Here is a 15,351-nt window from a genome sequence, read left to right as displayed (position 1 = left end):
CCCGCATGCCGCCTCCCGGACGGGCATCTGCCGCACCGACTACTCGACGACGATGCGCGGCGGCTGGCGTTCCGCGGGCGCATTGCCGAGGGCCGCCATCAGCTGGGCGGCGATATCGAGAAAAGTTGCCGTCTCGGCGCCGCTGGGATCGCTCACGACGATCGGCCGTCCGCCATCCGAGGATTCCCGCAACGCCATGGTGAGCGGCACCTCGCCGAGGAAGGGCACGCCGAGGGCGCCCGCCTCGTGGCGCGCGCCGCCGTGGCCGAAGATGTCCGATCGCCCGCCGCAGTGCGGGCAGATGAAGGTCGACATATTCTCGACGATCCCGAGGATCGGCACCTCGACCCGGCGGAACATGGCAACCCCCCGGCGCGCATCGATCAGCGCAAGGTCCTGAGGTGTCGAGACGATGACCGCGCCCGCAAGTGCTGCGTTCTGCGCCATGGTGAGCTGGGCATCGCCCGTGCCGGGCGGCATGTCGACCACCAGAATGTCGAGTTCGCCCCATTCCACTTCGCGCAGCATCTGCTGAATGGCGGACATGACCATCGGCCCACGCCAGATCATCGCCGCCTGCTCGTCGACGAGGAAGCCGATCGACATGACCTTCACGCCGTGGGCGACGAGCGGCCGAAGAATGCGCCGGCCGGGGATCACCTCCGGCTTCTCGGTGAGGGCGAGGAGTTTCGGCACGGACGGGCCGTAGATATCAGCGTCGAGCAGCCCGACCTTCAGCCCTTGCCGGGCGAGCGCCAGCGCGAGATTGCAGGCGACCGTCGACTTGCCGACGCCGCCCTTGCCGCTCGCCACCGCGACGATGTGCCGGACGCCGGGCACGCCCGCGGGCGTGCGTGCCGCAGCCGCCCGCGGACCGACCGGCCGCTCCGGCGCGGTCTGCGGTCGCGCTGTCCCCGAGGCCCCCGCAGGCGCCTCGGCCGTCAGCGTCACGATGACGCTCTCCACGCCGGGCAGATCCCTCACGAGACCTTCGGCGCGCACACGCAATTCCTCGAATTCGGCAGACCGGGAGGGATCGATGGCAATGGAGAAATAAACCTTGCTGCCGCTCACGATCACCTCGGACAGCGCTGCCGATTGCGCGAGCGGCCGCCCATCAGGGCCGGTCAGCTCCGACAGCCGCGCCAGAACGTCGTCTCTCGTGATCATGGCGGTCTCTCTCGGTCCTCGCACCTCCGTAGAGGTCAGCGCCTATTCAGCGGTATGTGGCGTTGCGCCGCAATGGTCAACCTCGGTGCAGGGGGACACGGCTTCACGAGGCAGCGATGCGGTTGCGGGGGCGCCCCAATCATGAAAACATTCGGGCGGCAGTGCGGCCGTTGACCGAGCGCGCCGCGACTGGCAATTGCCAGCAGAATGTCACCAGGGGGTCATCATGCGTCTTTCACTCACCCTTGCCGCCGTCTCGCTCGCCGCGTCGATTGCCCTACCCCTCGGCGGCGCCTCCGCCAAGGAATGGAAGGAGGTCCGCATTGCGTCCGAAGGCGCGTATCCGCCCTTCAATTTCGTCGATTCCAGCAACACCCTTCAGGGCTTCGAAATCGACCTCGCCCATGCCCTCTGCGAGAAAATAAAGGTGACCTGCACCATCGTGGCGCAGGACTGGGACGGCATGATTCCGGCCCTCCTCGCCAATAAATACGACGTGATCATGGCTTCCATGTCGATCACGGATGAGCGCAAGAAGACGGTCGATTTCACCGATAAGTATTATCAGACGCCCGCCTCGATCGCTGTGCCCAAGGACAGCAAGCTGACGAATGTCGACCCCGCCTCCTACAAAGGCCTGACGGTCGGCGCGCAGTCGTCCACCATCCATTCCAATTATGCCGAAGAGGTGCTCGCCAAGCAGGGCGCCTCGATCAAGCTCTATCCGACCCAGGACGAGGCCAATCTCGACCTGTCGTCCGGCCGGCTCGACGCGATCGTTGCCGACAAGGTCGTGCTCGTCGAATGGTTGAAGAAGGACGGGAAGGACTGTTGCAAGCTCGTCGGCGACATCGACGTGGTGAAGTACAAGAACTTTTTCGGCGAGGGCGTCGGCGGGGCCGTGCGCAAGGAAGACGCCGACCTCAAGGCGATGTTCAACAAGGCCATTGCCGAAGTGCGCAAGGACGGCACCTACGAGAAGATCGAGAAGAAGTATTTCGACTTCACGGTCTATTGAGCACAGCCTGTCGACGACGCGCGATGATTGCGATCATCTCGGTCGCCCGAGGCGGCCAGCGCAAGTCGCCGGGCGCCTTTGCGGCGCAGGGTTCGCCGGGCCCTGAGGAAAGCGGCCGCGCATGAGCGAAACCCTCGCGCTCTTTTCCTTCGGCGAGGGCGGCTGGGGAGCGGCGCTCGCCGCGGGCGCCCTCGTCACCATCAGCCTGGCGCTCGCCACGGTGCCTGTCGGGCTCTCGCTGGGGCTCGGCGTCGCGCTCGCCGCCCGGTCGGAGAGCGTCTGGGCCCGGCGTTTCGCCACCCTGTTCACCACCGTGTTCCGCGGCCTGCCGGAGCTGCTCACGCTGTTCATCGTCTATTACGGCGGCGCGATCCTGCTGCGGAAGGTGCTTGCCCCGCTGGGCTACGGCGACCTGCAGATCAATGCCTTCCTCGCCGGCGTCATCGCGCTCGGGCTCGTGCTTGCCGCCTTCTCGAGCGAAGTCTGGATTGGGGCGCTCAATGCGATCACCGCCGGCCAGCGCGAAGCTGCATCCGCGCTGGGGTTGACGCGCGCGCAGGCCTTCCTGCTCGTCGTGTTTCCGCAGCTCATGCGAGTGGCCCTGCCCGGCCTTTCCAACAACTGGCTGGCGCTGCTCAAGGACACCTCGCTCGTCTCGACCATCGCGCTCGTCGATCTCATGCGCCAGACCAATCTCGCCGTCGGCGCGACGAAAGAGCCCCTGCCCTTCTATCTCCTGGCCTGCCTGATCTATCTCGTGTTCTCGATGATATCGGGCGGCGTTTTCAGCGCCCTCGAGCGGCGCGCCAACCGCGGCTCCGCCCGTATGCCGGGACTGGGTGGCCATTGATGGATTTGACCCGCCTTCTCGGCCTCGTCATCGATGTCGACCTTCTCGATCGCTACGGCTGGCGCTTCGTCGATGGCGTCGTCGTCACGCTCGAGCTGGTCGCCTTCTCCTTCATTATCGGCGGAGCGCTCGGCCTCGCCATCGGCTTGATGCGTCTGTCGCGCAGCTACGTCGGGCGCGGCTTCGCCTATGCCTATGTTTATTTCTTTCGCGGCACGCCGCTGCTCGCCCAGTTGTTCCTCATCTATTACGGCGGCGGCGCCTTGCGCCCGCAGATCGAAGCCATCGGCCTATGGTGGTTCTTCCGCGACGCCTGGAACTGCGCGCTCTTCACCTTCACGCTCAATACGGCGGCCTATCAGGCGGAGATCTTCCGCGGCGGTATCCAGGCCGTGCCGCGTGGCCAGCGGGAAGCCGCACAGGCGCTCGGGCTGCACCGGGGCGTCATCTTCCTGAAGATCATCCTGCCGCAGGCCCTGATCACGGGCCTCAGGCCGCTCGGCAACGAGTTCATCCTCATGATCAAGGCGAGCGCCGTCGCCGCGCTAATCACCGTCTACGACCTCATGGGGGTGACGCGGCTCGTCTTCGCCCGCTCCTACAACTTCGAGGTCTATCTCTGGGCGGCCGTGCTCTATCTCGCAATGGTCGAGATCGTCCGCCGCCTGTGGGATCGCGCGGAGCGCAGGCTGACCCGCCATTTGCGCATGGGATGAACGGCAATAAAAAAGCGGCGCCGCATGGGCGCCGCTGAGAAGTCGGGGTCTCGGAGGAAAATCCGTAGGCTTTCTATATAGGCCGGCTTTCGTGGCGCTCGCGTGCGCCACAGCACATGCGAATCACGCATAGGCTTCAGCGTGGATGGCGACGGCGCCAGTCGGCCGGCCGTTCGAAGGTGCCGGCCCAGACGCCGCGCCGCCCGGCGCGGGCCTCGTCTTCCTCGGCATCATAGCCGTCGTAGGCGACGGCCAGTCCTTCGCGCACAAGGGTTGCGTTGATATCGACCTCGCCTGATTTGCAGGTGGCGAGGCCCCGGCCATAGCGGTCGTTCTCGCCGATGTGGCAGGTCAGGGAACCGCGTGCGACGAAGTCGGCTAGGGCCTCCTGCGCCACTCGGCCGCAGGCATAGCTGCGGCCGTCGCGCTCGCAGGTCTGATGTAGCTCCGGAGCGTCTATGCCGAGAAGGCGCAGCTCGCGCCCGGCAAGGCGCAAGGAATCCCCGTCGATGGCATGGGCCGTGCCCGTCACGGTTTCTCCCACGCGCTGCCAGAGTGCGACGGCGCCAAGCCCCAGCAGGGCCAAGAAGACCACCAGCTTCGCCGGGTCCGAGGGCATCTGCCGCGGACGAAATGGCCTGCCATGGATGCGGCGCACGCCTCAGCTCGTCGGGCCGCGGGCGACCTTGGCCTGCTCGAAGGTCGCCATGCCGGTGTGAACGGCAACCGCAGCCTTCACCACCCCGGCTGCGAGTGCAGCCCCCGTCCCTTCCCCCAGCCGCATGCCGAGATCGAGCACAGGCTCCAGGCCGAGCCGCTCCAGCACCTCGCCATGCGCGCCTTCGGCCGAGCGGTGACCGGCGAGACAGTGGTCGAGCGCGCGCGGATCGAGCGCCTTGAGCACGGCGGCAGCCGCCGTCACCACATAGCCGTCGAGGATCACGGGGATGCGCTGCAGCCGTGCGGCGAGGATGGCGCCGGCGACAGCCGCTGCCTCGCGCCCGCCGAGCCGGCGCAGCACTTCGAGCGGGTCGTCGAGATGCCCGGCATGGGTGGCGAGCGCCTGCTCGACAATCGTGCGCTTGCGGGCGAGCCCGGTGTCGTCGAGCCCCGTGCCGCGACCGACCCAGCGCGCTACCGGCCCGCCGTAGAGCGCGGCATAGATGGCGGCGGCCGAGGTCGTATTGCCGATGCCCATCTCACCGAGGCAGAGGAGGTCCGTGCCGCCGGCGACCGACTCCATGCCGAAGGCCATGGTGGCGACGCAAGCCTTCTCGTCCAGCGCCGGCTCTTGCGTGATATCGCCGGTCGGCAGGTCGAGCGCGAGATCGAAGACCTTGAAGCCGAGATCGTAGGCCGCGCAGATCTGGTTGATGGCAGCGCCGCCGGCGGCGAAATTCTCCAGCATCTCGCGCGTCACGCTCTGCGGATAGGGGGAGACGCCGTGCTTCACCACACCGTGGTTGCCGGCGAAGACGCAGACCACCGGCCGCCGCACCTCCGGCGGCGCCTTGCCTTGCCAGGCGGCGAGCCATTCCACCATATCTTCCAGGCGCCCGAGCGAGCCTGCCGGCTTGGTGAGATCGGCGTCGCGCGTCTTCACCGCGGCGACCGCCTCCTCGTCCGGCCCCGGCATGAGATCGAAAAGCCGACGCACGTCGTCGAACGGCAGGCCGGAGGCCGACATGTCCATCAAAGGCTCCATCATGAACGCGCGATCGGGTTTGTCCTGAACGCGGACAATGCCTAAGTGCAGATATAGGATCTGGCGAGGAGCTATATCGGTGACGGAGCCGGGCGTGAAGACCATGGAGCACGAGGACGGCACAAGCGGGGGAAAGGGCGCAAGCGGGGCAAAGGCCGCCCGCCCGCTCGCGCGCTTGATGGCGGATACCGCCGCCTGCCTCGGCTTCTACTCGCGCCTGCCGCTGCCGCGCGGGATGGCGGATGGGGCGGCGCCACGCTTTGCGACCAGCGTTCGGGCGCTGCCGATTGCCGGCGCGATCATCGGCGCCGTCGGCGCGCTGGTCATGGCAGCGGCGCTGGAGCTCGGGCTCGGCACGCTGCCGGCAGCGATCCTGGCGGTGGCGGCGCTTCTCGCCGCGACAGGGGCGCTGCACGAAGACGGGCTCGCCGACACCGCCGACGGCCTTTTTGGCGGGACGACGCCGGAACGGCGCCTCGCCATCATGCGCGACAGCCGTATCGGTGCCTTCGGCGCGGCGGCGCTCTGTCTCGGTCTTTTCCTGCGCGTAGCGCTGATCGCCGAGATTGCCGGCCGTGGCGGCATGGCGGGCGTCGCCATGGCGATCGTCGCAGCGGCGGCCGCGTCGCGCACGGCCGGCCTCCTGCCGCTCGTGCGGCTTACGCCCGCGCGATCGGACGGGGCGGCCATGAGCGTCGGCCGGCCGGAACCTGCGGCCCTGCGGTTCGCGACGCTTCTGGCGCTCCTCATCGCCGCGGTCGCCGGCATCATCGGCGATCTTGCGCTGACGGCGATCGTCACCGGCTGTCTCGCGGCCGTCGTCGGCGCCTGGGGCATCACGGTCATCGCTCGACGCAAAATCGGCGGTCATACCGGCGACATTGCCGGGGCCGCGCAGCAAATCGCCGAGATCGCCTTCCTGCTGGGTCTTCTCGCCGCAAGCGCACAGGTGTCGCCGTGACAGCCATGCCGCCCCGCCCCCAAGTCACCCCGCAGCCCGTCTGCGCGTCCGAACGGCAAGCCATCTGATGCGCCTCGCCATTCCCCTCGCCATCATCGGCGGCGCACTGGCCCTGCTGCTCCTCTTCCCCGGCGAAGAGCGGATCCTGGGCATGGCGCCGGAGCAGCTCGCGCAATTCGCGGGCTTGGCGGCCTTCGCCATCGTCATCTTCGGCTCGATGCTGGGGATGTTTCGCGGACAGTGGACGCGCGCCGTCCAGGCGCTCGCCTTCTGGATGGCGGCGCTCGTCATGCTCGTCGGCCTCTACAGCTACCGCGATGAGATCACGGTCTTCGGCAACCGCATTCTCGGCGAATTGAGCCCGGGCACCGTCGTGCCCGGCCCGAGCGGCGAGGTCTCGGTGGTACGCTCGGGCGGCGGCAGCTTCGTGGTGGATGCGGAGGTCAACGGCCGTGGCGCCCGCTTCATTCTCGACACGGGGGCGAGTGTCGTTGTGCTCACCAGCGAAACCGCCGCTCGCATCGGCATCGATGTCGAACGCCTCTCCTTCTCGCGGCCCGTACGTACGGCGAACGGCTCGACGACAGCCGCGGCCGTGACGCTCGACACGCTCGCCGTCGGGCCGATTGTGGAACGGCGCGTGCCGGCACTCGTGGCGCGGCCGGGAAGCCTCTTTCAGAACCTGCTGGGGATGTCCTTCCTGGAGCGCCTCGCCGCTTATGAGATCCGCGGTGACCGGCTGATCATGCGCCCGCGCAGCTGACGGGCCTCAGGCGGCCTCCCTGGCGCGGGTACTCGCCCGCGTGACCTCGGCGACAGCGGCTCGCAGCACGTCGACGCCGGCGCCCGGCTTCACCGCCTCCGTCGCGAGATGGCGGCGGTAGAGGCGCGCGCCGGGACGGCCTGGAAAGAGCCCGAGGAGATGGCGCGTCATCTGGTTGAGGCGAAGGCCTTCCGCGAGCCGCGCCTCGACATAGGGAATGAAGGCCTCGATCGCCTCCTCGGCTGAGGCAACGGGGGCCGGCTCGCCGTAGAGCACGGGGTCCACCGCGAGCAGCACCTCCGGGTTCTGATAGGCGGCCCGGCCGAGCATCATGCCGTCGAGCCGCCCCTCCGGATGCTCGATTGCGGCGAGGCCGGCGGCGATATCGGCAAGCCCGCCGTTGAGCATCACCGGGAGATGGGGATAGGCGGCCTTCAGCCGGCGCACGCGGCCGTAGTCGAGCGGCGGAACGTCGCGGTTCTCCTTCGGCGACAGCCCCTGCAGCCAGGCCTTGCGGGCGTGGACGGTGAGGCCGTCGACGCCAGCCTGCACCACAACCCGCGCCATCGAATCGAGCGCTTCCTCCGGGTCCTGGTCGTCGACGCCGATGCGGCATTTCACCGTGACGGGGACGGCCACGGCGGCCTTCATGGCGGCCACGCATTCGCCGACGAGCACCGGCTCGCGCATGAGACAGGCGCCGAAGCGGCCGTTCTGCACGCGATCGGAGGGGCAGCCGACGTTGAGATTGATTTCGTCATAGCCGAGATCGGCGCAGATGCGCGCCGCGGTGGCGAGATCCCCAGGATCGCTGCCGCCGAGCTGCACCGCGACCGGATGCTCCTCCGGGCTGAAGCCGAGAAGCCGCTCGCGGTCGCCGTGAATGACGGCGCCGGTCGTCACCATCTCCGTATAGAGCAGCGCATGCCGCGTGAGGATGCGATGGAACGCCCGGCAATGGCGGTCCGTCCAGTCCATCATCGGGGCAATGGAAAACGTCGGCGGCTGGTAGCTCATTCTCTCGCACATCGGTGGTGTCGCACATCCCGCGCCATCAACAGCGCCGAGACGTTTGCGCTTATAGAGGATTGGGACGCGGACATGAAGGAGATCGGCACCGGACGCGGCGAACGCAAGCGATGCGGCCCAAGGCTATTGCACGAGCCGCTGTCCCTGCCGCCGACGCCTGGGGCAAAGTGGCACGGCCTGTGCTTGGCACGAGAGGCCGGCACGGCTCGCGCTGTCATATCCCTTTCATATCCAGCGCCTACGCCACCCGGAGACATGACCTTACGGAGGCTCCGCGTTGATTGCTGCCTATATTCTGGCCAAATGGTCGCGATGGAGAAGCTACCGCCGCCATCTTCGTCAGCTTCAGGCGTTGACCGATCATGAACTCCATGATCTCGGGCTGCGTCGTCGGCAGCTGCGCGACTTCGTGCGGGACCGTATGACTGAAACCCAGACCACCGGCTAGCTGCGGCTTTTTTCTCGTCACGGTTCTTGCGCTGATCGGCATCATGGTGTTCCTGCCTGACGAGCCCGGCGGCGCCTGCCGCAGGCTCATTCTGGGCATATATCTGCGCGAGAGTACCGATGCGTGAGACATGGCGCTGGTTTGGGCCGAAGGATCTGGCCAGCATCGACGACATCCTGCAGGCGGGTGCGCAAGGGATCGTCACCGCCCTGCACCATGTGCCGAACGGCATCGTGTGGTCGCCGGAAGACATCGCCGCCCGCCAGAAGCAGGTGGCGCAGCGGCAGGACGGCTCGCCCTCCGGCATCGCCTGGGACGTGGTGGAAAGCCTGCCCGTCTCCGAGGACATCAAGAAGCAGGTCGGGGACTGGCGCGCGCATATCGCCAATTACAAAACGAGCCTCGAAAACCTCGCGGCAGCCGGCATCGAGGTCATCTGCTACAATTTCATGCCGGTGCTCGACTGGACGCGCACCGATCTGAGCTGGCGCTTGCCCCACGGCGGCACCTGCATGCGTTTCGACATCAACGATTTCGCGGCCTTTGACATCCACATCCTGGCTCGGCCGGGGGCGGCGGCCGATTATGCGCCGGAGGTGGTCGAGGAGGCTGCGCGGCGCCATGCGGGCCTCAGTGACGATGCCAAGAAGAGGCTCGCCCGCAACGTCACCATGGGCCTGCCGGGATCGACCGAGAGCCTGACCATCGAGGACGTGCGCGACCATCTAGCCGCCTATGCGGGTATCTCGCGGGAGAAGCTGCGCCGGCATTTCATCGACTTCCTCTCGGAAGTCGTGCCTGTGGCGGATAAGCTCGGCCTGCGGCTGTGCTGCCATCCGGACGATCCGCCGTTCGATCTTCTCGGCCTGCCGCGCATCATGTCCACGGAAGACGACTACCGGCAGATCCTCGCAGCGGTGGACAGCCCGGCCAATGGCGTGACGCTCTGCTCCGGCTCGCTCGGCGCGCGGCCGGACAATGATCTGCCCGGCATGATGCGCCGGCTCGGTCCGCGCGTGCATTTCCTGCATCTGCGCAATGTGAAGCGCGACGGCACCAGTGTGGCGGGCTCATTCTACGAGGCCGAGCATCTCGGGGGCGACACCGATATGGTCGCGCTCATCGCCGAGATCGTGCGGGAAGAGAACCGCCGCAAGGCGGAGGGCCGCCGCGACCGGCAGATCCCCATGCGCCCGGACCACGGCCAGGACATCCTCGACGATCTCAAGCGGCAGGCGCAACCCGGCTATCCGACGATCGGGCGCCTGAAGGGCCTGGCGGAGCTGCGTGGCGTCAGCCGGGCCATCGAACATGCGACATACGGCATTGCCGGCACGGCAACGCCGGCGGCCTGAGGCTCAGTTCGCGGAGATCGGCCGCGCGCTATAGCTCTCGCTCAGCTTGCCATCCTTCCAGGCATAGGTCGCCCAGCAGGCCTGCTTGAAATCGGCCGATTTGCAATTGAGCCGGTCCACCCACAGGTCGAGCTCCGTGCCGCTCGGGCGCTGCGCCAGCGTCGGCTCGCCGCCGAGGGCGGTCACCGGCTTCGTGTATTCGTTGCTCGACAGCGCGATGCTGATCTGGCAGCCGCCGTTGCCGCAGAAGGCGGTGGCGGCGGCACTGCATCGAAGATTGATCGGATTGAGGACATAGTCCGGCTTGCCGTCCCGGTCGATGTCGCCCGACAGCATGAGGGGCTGGTTCGAGCCGGTCATCGTGCCGCCGAGCTTGCGGCACTGGTCGCCGTAGTCGGCGACCCGCGCCTCGATGCCGGCCGGAAGCAGGGAGCCCGGTCCGACGGATCCGCTCTGCCGACGCACATCGTTCATGGCCCGCGTGATGCCGTCCTCGAGCTGGCTGATGCGGGCCTGATAAACCCGTTTGAGACAGGCGACCTCGTTGCCGCAGGCGGAACGCTGACGGAGAAAGGCGTCGGCCTCGTCCTGGCGGGCGCCGTTGGCGCCCATGAGGAAGGGAAACTTGCTGTAGGCGAACCAGAGCGCCGCCATTTTGGTATCGAGCTCCGACAGTTCCGGCAGCTTGCAGACGGCAATCTCGTCCGCCGCCTTCGCCTTTGCGCAGTCGAAACTGGCGGCCTGGGCGGAACTTCCCGCGCCGCTCGCGGTAAAGCCGAGAATCGCCGAGACGAGAAAGAGCCAACGCGTCATTCGTTGAGGTCCTTTGCTAAGGCCTTGTCCCTGCCCGGGTCCGGCTCAATTCAACGTCAACTGCCGCGCTGCCGTTTATGCTCGGTTCACGCCTGCCCTTCCATTGGACAACAACAAGCCCCGCGCGACAAGGTGAACGCTGCTCGACGAGCGGCGGGAGGCGCTCTGCGCTACGGTGGGACGAGCCTTGCAAATGCCGCTCTTTTCCGTGCCGATCAACGGCCTATGTTCGGTCGGCACCGACCTGAAGCTGAGCCGCCGCAACGGTTTCAGCTGCAACGGCTTTTCCGGCGCGAACCGCGCATGACGAGGAGTGGACGATGGAATACAGGCGTCTCGGCAACTCCGGATTCAAAGTTCCCGTCTTGAGTTTGGGCACCGGCACCTTCGGCGGCCGCGGAGAGTTTTTCGCCGCCTGGGGGGCAACAGATGTGAAGGAGGCAAGCCGCCTCATCGACATCTGCCTCGATGCGGGGCTCACGATGTTCGACAGCGCCGATGCCTATTCCGGCGGCGGTGCCGAAGAGGTTCTCGGCGAGGCCATCAAGGGCCGCCGCAACCAGGTGCTGATTTCGACCAAGGCGACCTTTCGCACCGGCGAAGGTCCCAATGATGTCGGCTCCTCGCGCTTTCACCTGACGGAAGCGATCAACGGCTCGCTGAAGCGCCTGCAGACCGATCACATCGATCTTTTCCAGCTGCACGGCTTCGATGCCTACACGCCGGTCGAGGAGGTTCTATCGACGCTCGACGACTTCGTCCGGGCCGGGAAGATTCGTTATGTCGGCTGCTCGAACTTTTCCGGCTGGCATCTCATGAAATCGCTCGCCGTCGCCGACCGCTACAATCTGCCGCGCTATGTGGCGCATCAGGCCTATTACTCGCTCGTCGGCCGCGACTACGAATGGGAGCTGATGCCGCTCGGGGTCGACCAAGGCGTAGGCGCGGTCGTCTGGAGCCCGCTGGGTTGGGCGCGCCTTACCGGCAAGATCCGCCGCGGCCAGCCGTTGCCGGCCGACAGCCGCCTGCCGAAGACCGCCGATCGCGGCCCGCAGGTCGAGGAGGAATACCTCTACAAGGTGGTCGACGCGCTCGACGCAGTTGCCGCCGAAACCGGCAAGACGGTGCCGCAGGTTGCGCTCAACTGGCTCCTGCAGCGCCCGACCGTCTCGTCGGTCATCATCGGCGCGCGCAACGAGGAGCAGCTGCGGCAGAATCTCGGCGCGGTCGGCTGGAACCTGACACCCGAGCAGGTCGCCAAGCTCGATGCGGCGAGCTGGCGCGAGCCGGCCTATCCCTATTGGCATCAGCGCGGCTTCCCCGAGCGCAACCCGTTCCCGGTCGGGTGACGGGTAGCGTTTTGCATCCCCTCTCCTCGCTGGGAGAGGGGACGACGCGCTCATCAGGCGCCGTGTATCGTCTGCAGAAAGCGCTGGGCCCGTTCGGTCTTGGGCCGGGCCAGCAGCTCTCGCGGTGGCCCCTCCTCGACGATCTTGCCCTGGTCCATGAACACCATGCGCGTGCCGACGTCGGCGGCGAAGCGCATCTCGTGCGTGACGACGAGCATCGTACGGCCCTCCTGGGCGAGGTCGCGCATCACCGCCAGGACCTCGCCGACAGTCTCCGGATCGAGCGCCGAGGTCGGCTCATCGAACATCAGCATCTGCGGATTGGTGGCGAGCGCACGGGCGATCGCCACGCGCTGCTGCTCGCCGCCGGACAACCGGGAGGGATAGGCATCGATGCGGTGCGACAGCCGCACGCGCGCGAGCAGCTGGCGCGCGCGCTCCTCGACGCGCTTGCGCGGCTCGCGATGGACCACGATCGGGGCCAGCATAACATTCTGCAGAGCCGTCAGATGCGGGTACAGGTTGAACTGCTGGAAGATCATGCCGACGCGCTTGCGTGTGGTGATGATGTCCTTGGCGCGCGCGCGAACCAGCCGATCCTCGAAGCGGATCTCGCCGCCCTCGATGTCCTCGAGCCCGTTGACGCAACGTAAAAGCGTCGATTTGCCGGTACCGCTCGGGCCGACGAGGCAGACGATCTCTTGGGGGAGGACATCCATCGAGATGCCGTCGATGATGGTGCGGGTGCCAAACCGCTTGACCAGGCTCTTGATCGTGAGGATGGGCGCGGCGGTCATGTGAGGCCGTCCATTTGCAAGCCGGTTCCGGAGACTTTCATCCTGCGCTCGAGCAGACCGCCGGCGAGCGAAATCGCGTAGCAGACGATGAAATAGAGAAGCGCGACGATGCCGAGGATAGCGAATCCGCCGCCATGCGCTTCGCGGATCAACAGGCCGGTCGCGGTGAGCTCGACATAGCCGATGATCGAGGCGATCGACGATTCCTTGAGGATCATGATGTAGATATTCACCGAGGGTGGGAGGATGACCTGCATCGCCTGCGGGCCGACCACATGACGCATCACTTGGGCATTGGTCAGGCCGCTCGAATGAGCTGCTTCCCACTGGCCGCGGCCCACGCTTTCGATGCCGGCGCGAATGACTTCCGACATCAGCGCACTGGCATGGGCGGAGAGCGCCGCAGTCGCCGCCGCGAAGGCCGACAGATTGATGTCGAAGGCGAGCGGCGCCCCGTAGAAGAAGAAGAACAGCACGATTAGGATGGGGACCGAGCGGAAGAACTCCGTATACAACAGCGCGATCAGGCGCAGTACGCGGACATTCGAGGTTCTCATCAAGGCTAAGAGCAGCCCGCCGAAAGCGCCGATGATGAGCGATAGCCAGCTCAACCAGATCGTCAATCCGAGCGCCCGAAAAACGGAAGGCATATAGTCCATCAGACTGTACATGCGGTCACCGATTGTCCGGAAACAGGGCGCGACCAGCATAGATGCGCGCGATATTGATGGTCTGGCACAACACCGCATAGACGATCGCCGCCACCAGGAAGGTCTCGAAATAGCGGAAGGTGTCGGAACCGGCGGTCTGCATCCAGGACGCGATCTCGTTCACCGCAATGGCCGAGGTCAGGGACGAGCCGAGGATGACATTGATCAGCTGGTTGCCGAGCGGCGCATAGATCGTGCGAAAGACCTGCGGCAGCACCACGTGACGCAGGATCTGCATATTGGTCATGGCCTGCGAATGACCGGCCTCATATTGGCCATGGGGCACGGCGATCAGCCCGGCGCGCAGGATCTCGGTCATATAGGCGCCGAAATGCAGCGACATCCCGACGAGGCCCGACTGGAAGGGCGACATCCGCAGCCCGACCACCGGCATCATGAAATAGGCGAAGTAAAGAACCACCAGCAACGGCGTATTGCGGAAGAACTCGACATAGCTCGTCGCCAGAAAGCGCAGCGGACGAGACCGGCTCTGCCGCAGAATTGCGAAGAAGAGACCGAGCACGAGGCTGACGACGATCGTCGCGAGCGACATGGTGATGGTGCCGACCACCGCGATCTTCAGGTCGCCCAAATAGGGCACGATGGCCCTGAGGCTGAAGTTATACGAGTTCATGGATGCCGATCTGGGATGACTGCGCAGGCGCGGCCGCAGAGATCGGCGGACAGCGGCGTCGCGATGCCAGCTGTCCGCCGTGCGTTCAGAAGTCGGCGTTGATCTTCGGAGGATCGAAGCCGAACCACTTCTTGAACAGTTCCTTGTTCTCACCGGTGGCGTTCAGTTGTTCCAACCATAAATTGACGACGCGGAGCCAGTCCGGATCGCCGGCCGGCACGCCGATCGCATCTTCTTGGCGGGAATAGCTGCCATCCAACATGCGCAGCTGACCCGGATGCTTCGCGATCTGCTCGGCATGGTAGAAGGCATCCTGAGCCATGGCGTCGACCTGGCCGGACATGAGCGCATTGAGGCCGTCGGCATTAGTATTGAAACGCATGCGCTGCACGTTCGGGAACTTCGCCGCGATGATCGGTTCCGAGTTCCCGCCGCGGTTGAGCGACAGCTTGTATTTGGGATCGTTGACATCCTCGACCTTCTGCAGCGGGCTTTCGGTTTTTACGAGAATGCGGCCGGGCACGATGAGATAAGGATCGGAGAAGGCGATCGTCAGCGAGCGCTGTACGTTGCGGGCAAAACCGGAAATCGTCACGTCCGCCTTGCCGGTCTGCAGGGCTGCGACGCGGCCGGCGCTATCCACGACAACGAATTCCGGTGTCACCTTCAGGGCCTCGGCGAATTTCCTGGCAAGATCAATGTCATAGCCCTCCATCTCGCCGTCGGGTTTCATGTTGGTGTAGGGCGGCAGGCTGCCCATCACCGCGACGCGGAGCTTTCCGCTCGAAATCACCCGGTTGAGCACCTCACCGGCCTGTACCCCGGCAGCCATGCAGACCGACAGCAACAGCGCCGCCGCCACGGCGGATATGGTTCTGAGAAACATTCGATTTTCCTCCCTCGATCGGCCGCTTTGAACGGGCCGTTATTCTGAAGTCGACTGCCACACGGCAGGTCTTGGGCGCATTCCGGTGATCACGCCGGGCGCAGCGAAGCTCGTTTCTGGCTTATGCAACAGTATTGAGCCGGCGGA

General features: G+C 66.1%; 17 protein-coding genes. 8 read left to right on the top strand and 9 right to left on the bottom strand.

Annotated elements, in window-relative coordinates:
• Positions 1–39: 39 nt before the first annotated feature.
• Complete coding sequence (locus ACFQU1_RS21360) at positions 40–1,170, bottom strand: P-loop NTPase (protein WP_378136466.1); 1,131 nt, start codon at positions 1,168–1,170, stop codon at positions 40–42.
• A gap of 226 nt (positions 1,171–1,396) precedes the next feature.
• Here ACFQU1_RS21360 and ACFQU1_RS21355 point away from each other — a divergent pair, with 226 nt between their 5' ends.
• The 3 genes from ACFQU1_RS21355 (at position 1,397) to ACFQU1_RS21345 (ending at position 3,754) form a co-directional block, all read left to right on the top strand.
• Complete coding sequence (locus ACFQU1_RS21355) at positions 1,397–2,188, top strand: ABC transporter substrate-binding protein (protein ID WP_378136464.1); 792 nt, start codon at positions 1,397–1,399, stop codon at positions 2,186–2,188.
• Between the two features lie 121 nt (positions 2,189–2,309).
• On the top strand, positions 2,310–3,038 hold the full coding sequence (locus ACFQU1_RS21350) for an ABC transporter permease (protein WP_378136462.1): 729 nt from the start codon (positions 2,310–2,312) through the stop codon (positions 3,036–3,038).
• Positions 3,038–3,754 carry an ABC transporter permease gene (locus ACFQU1_RS21345; protein ID WP_378136460.1) on the top strand — a complete coding sequence of 239 codons (717 nt, stop codon included), beginning with the start codon at positions 3,038–3,040 and terminating at the stop codon, positions 3,752–3,754. Before ACFQU1_RS21350 ends, ACFQU1_RS21345 begins: the two co-directional genes overlap by 1 nt.
• 136 nt (positions 3,755–3,890) lie before the next feature.
• Here the strand turns inward: ACFQU1_RS21345 and ACFQU1_RS21340 are convergent, their stop codons facing one another.
• Entirely contained in the window at positions 3,891–4,412 is a 522-nt protein-coding gene (locus ACFQU1_RS21340; protein ID WP_378136458.1) for a thermonuclease family protein, read from the bottom strand.
• A 3-nt stretch (positions 4,413–4,415) separates the two neighbouring features.
• Entirely contained in the window at positions 4,416–5,447 is a 1,032-nt protein-coding gene (cobT, locus tag ACFQU1_RS21335; RefSeq protein ID WP_378136456.1) for a nicotinate-nucleotide--dimethylbenzimidazole phosphoribosyltransferase, read from the bottom strand.
• A gap of 91 nt (positions 5,448–5,538) precedes the next feature.
• On the opposite strand from cobT, the gene cobS reads away from it, so the two are divergent.
• Both cobS and ACFQU1_RS21325 read left to right on the top strand, forming a co-directional pair.
• Positions 5,539–6,420: an adenosylcobinamide-GDP ribazoletransferase gene (gene cobS, locus ACFQU1_RS21330; RefSeq protein WP_378136454.1), complete on the top strand. Its 882-nt coding sequence runs from the start codon at positions 5,539–5,541 to the stop codon at positions 6,418–6,420.
• Positions 6,421–6,487: 67 nt separating this feature from the next.
• Positions 6,488–7,183 (top strand): TIGR02281 family clan AA aspartic protease, encoded by a 696-nt coding sequence (locus ACFQU1_RS21325; protein ID WP_378136451.1) that lies wholly within the window; start codon positions 6,488–6,490, stop codon positions 7,181–7,183.
• 6 nt (positions 7,184–7,189) lie between these two features.
• On the opposite strand, the gene dusA is transcribed toward ACFQU1_RS21325, so the two are convergent.
• On the bottom strand, positions 7,190–8,200 hold the full coding sequence (dusA, locus tag ACFQU1_RS21320) for a tRNA dihydrouridine(20/20a) synthase DusA (protein WP_378136449.1): 1,011 nt from the start codon (positions 8,198–8,200) through the stop codon (positions 7,190–7,192).
• A 289-nt stretch (positions 8,201–8,489) separates the two neighbouring features.
• Here dusA and ACFQU1_RS21315 point away from each other — a divergent pair, with 289 nt between their 5' ends.
• The gene (locus ACFQU1_RS21315; protein ID WP_378136446.1) at positions 8,490–8,660 is read left to right on the top strand and encodes a DUF1127 domain-containing protein; all 171 of its coding nucleotides are present in this window, start codon (positions 8,490–8,492) and stop codon (positions 8,658–8,660) included.
• Between the two features lie 119 nt (positions 8,661–8,779).
• On the top strand, positions 8,780–10,015 hold the full coding sequence (gene uxuA, locus ACFQU1_RS21310) for a mannonate dehydratase (protein ID WP_378136444.1): 1,236 nt from the start codon (positions 8,780–8,782) through the stop codon (positions 10,013–10,015).
• 3 nt (positions 10,016–10,018) lie between these two features.
• On the opposite strand, the gene ACFQU1_RS21305 is transcribed toward uxuA, so the two are convergent.
• Positions 10,019–10,828, bottom strand: a complete 810-nt coding sequence (locus tag ACFQU1_RS21305) for a lysozyme inhibitor LprI family protein (protein WP_378136442.1) — start codon at positions 10,826–10,828, stop codon at positions 10,019–10,021.
• 320 nt (positions 10,829–11,148) lie between these two features.
• On the opposite strand from ACFQU1_RS21305, the gene ACFQU1_RS21300 reads away from it, so the two are divergent.
• Positions 11,149–12,177, top strand: coding sequence for an aldo/keto reductase (locus tag ACFQU1_RS21300; RefSeq protein WP_378136440.1), 1,029 nt, complete (start codon positions 11,149–11,151; stop codon positions 12,175–12,177).
• A gap of 53 nt (positions 12,178–12,230) precedes the next feature.
• Here ACFQU1_RS21300 and ACFQU1_RS21295 read toward each other — a convergent pair whose 3' ends face one another.
• From ACFQU1_RS21295 to ACFQU1_RS21280, 4 genes are all read right to left on the bottom strand, one after another.
• The gene (locus tag ACFQU1_RS21295) at positions 12,231–12,974 is read right to left on the bottom strand and encodes an amino acid ABC transporter ATP-binding protein (protein ID WP_378136438.1); all 744 of its coding nucleotides are present in this window, start codon (positions 12,972–12,974) and stop codon (positions 12,231–12,233) included.
• Complete coding sequence (locus ACFQU1_RS21290) at positions 12,971–13,645, bottom strand: amino acid ABC transporter permease (RefSeq protein WP_378136435.1); 675 nt, start codon at positions 13,643–13,645, stop codon at positions 12,971–12,973. Before ACFQU1_RS21290 ends, ACFQU1_RS21295 begins: the two co-directional genes overlap by 4 nt.
• A 4-nt stretch (positions 13,646–13,649) precedes the next feature.
• The gene (locus tag ACFQU1_RS21285; protein WP_378136432.1) at positions 13,650–14,318 is read right to left on the bottom strand and encodes an amino acid ABC transporter permease; all 669 of its coding nucleotides are present in this window, start codon (positions 14,316–14,318) and stop codon (positions 13,650–13,652) included.
• An 85-nt stretch (positions 14,319–14,403) separates the two neighbouring features.
• The gene (locus ACFQU1_RS21280) at positions 14,404–15,180 is read right to left on the bottom strand and encodes a transporter substrate-binding domain-containing protein (protein WP_378136430.1); all 777 of its coding nucleotides are present in this window, start codon (positions 15,178–15,180) and stop codon (positions 14,404–14,406) included.
• Positions 15,181–15,351: the final 171 nt, after the last annotated feature.

The sequence above is a fragment of the Chelatococcus sp. GCM10030263 genome (genome assembly GCF_042666455.1).
Classification (GTDB): domain Bacteria; phylum Pseudomonadota; class Alphaproteobacteria; order Rhizobiales; family Beijerinckiaceae; genus Chelatococcus.
The sequence above is the reverse complement of the archived record's forward strand: the minus strand, read 5'-3'. Positions and strand labels throughout refer to the sequence as shown.

What these genes read in the sequence shown, in the direction of transcription:
- ACFQU1_RS21300 (WP_378136440.1), top strand. Translation starts at nt 11,149, where the DNA reads ATGGAATACAGGCGTCTCGGCAACTCCGGATTCAAAGTTCCCGTCTTG.
- ACFQU1_RS21305 (WP_378136442.1), bottom strand. Translation starts at nt 10,828, where the DNA reads ATGACGCGTTGGCTCTTTCTCGTCTCGGCGATTCTCGGCTTTACCGCG.
- ACFQU1_RS21355 (WP_378136464.1), top strand. Translation starts at nt 1,397, where the DNA reads ATGCGTCTTTCACTCACCCTTGCCGCCGTCTCGCTCGCCGCGTCGATT.
- ACFQU1_RS21345 (WP_378136460.1), top strand. Translation starts at nt 3,038, where the DNA reads ATGGATTTGACCCGCCTTCTCGGCCTCGTCATCGATGTCGACCTTCTC.
- ACFQU1_RS21285 (WP_378136432.1), bottom strand. Translation starts at nt 14,318, where the DNA reads ATGAACTCGTATAACTTCAGCCTCAGGGCCATCGTGCCCTATTTGGGC.
- ACFQU1_RS21360 (WP_378136466.1), bottom strand. Translation starts at nt 1,170, where the DNA reads ATGATCACGAGAGACGACGTTCTGGCGCGGCTGTCGGAGCTGACCGGC.
- dusA (WP_378136449.1), bottom strand. Translation starts at nt 8,200, where the DNA reads ATGAGCTACCAGCCGCCGACGTTTTCCATTGCCCCGATGATGGACTGG.
- ACFQU1_RS21295 (WP_378136438.1), bottom strand. Translation starts at nt 12,974, where the DNA reads ATGACCGCCGCGCCCATCCTCACGATCAAGAGCCTGGTCAAGCGGTTT.
- cobT (WP_378136456.1), bottom strand. Translation starts at nt 5,447, where the DNA reads ATGGACATGTCGGCCTCCGGCCTGCCGTTCGACGACGTGCGTCGGCTT.
- uxuA (WP_378136444.1), top strand. Translation starts at nt 8,780, where the DNA reads ATGCGTGAGACATGGCGCTGGTTTGGGCCGAAGGATCTGGCCAGCATC.
- ACFQU1_RS21290 (WP_378136435.1), bottom strand. Translation starts at nt 13,645, where the DNA reads ATGTACAGTCTGATGGACTATATGCCTTCCGTTTTTCGGGCGCTCGGA.
- ACFQU1_RS21350 (WP_378136462.1), top strand. Translation starts at nt 2,310, where the DNA reads ATGAGCGAAACCCTCGCGCTCTTTTCCTTCGGCGAGGGCGGCTGGGGA.
- ACFQU1_RS21325 (WP_378136451.1), top strand. Translation starts at nt 6,488, where the DNA reads ATGCGCCTCGCCATTCCCCTCGCCATCATCGGCGGCGCACTGGCCCTG.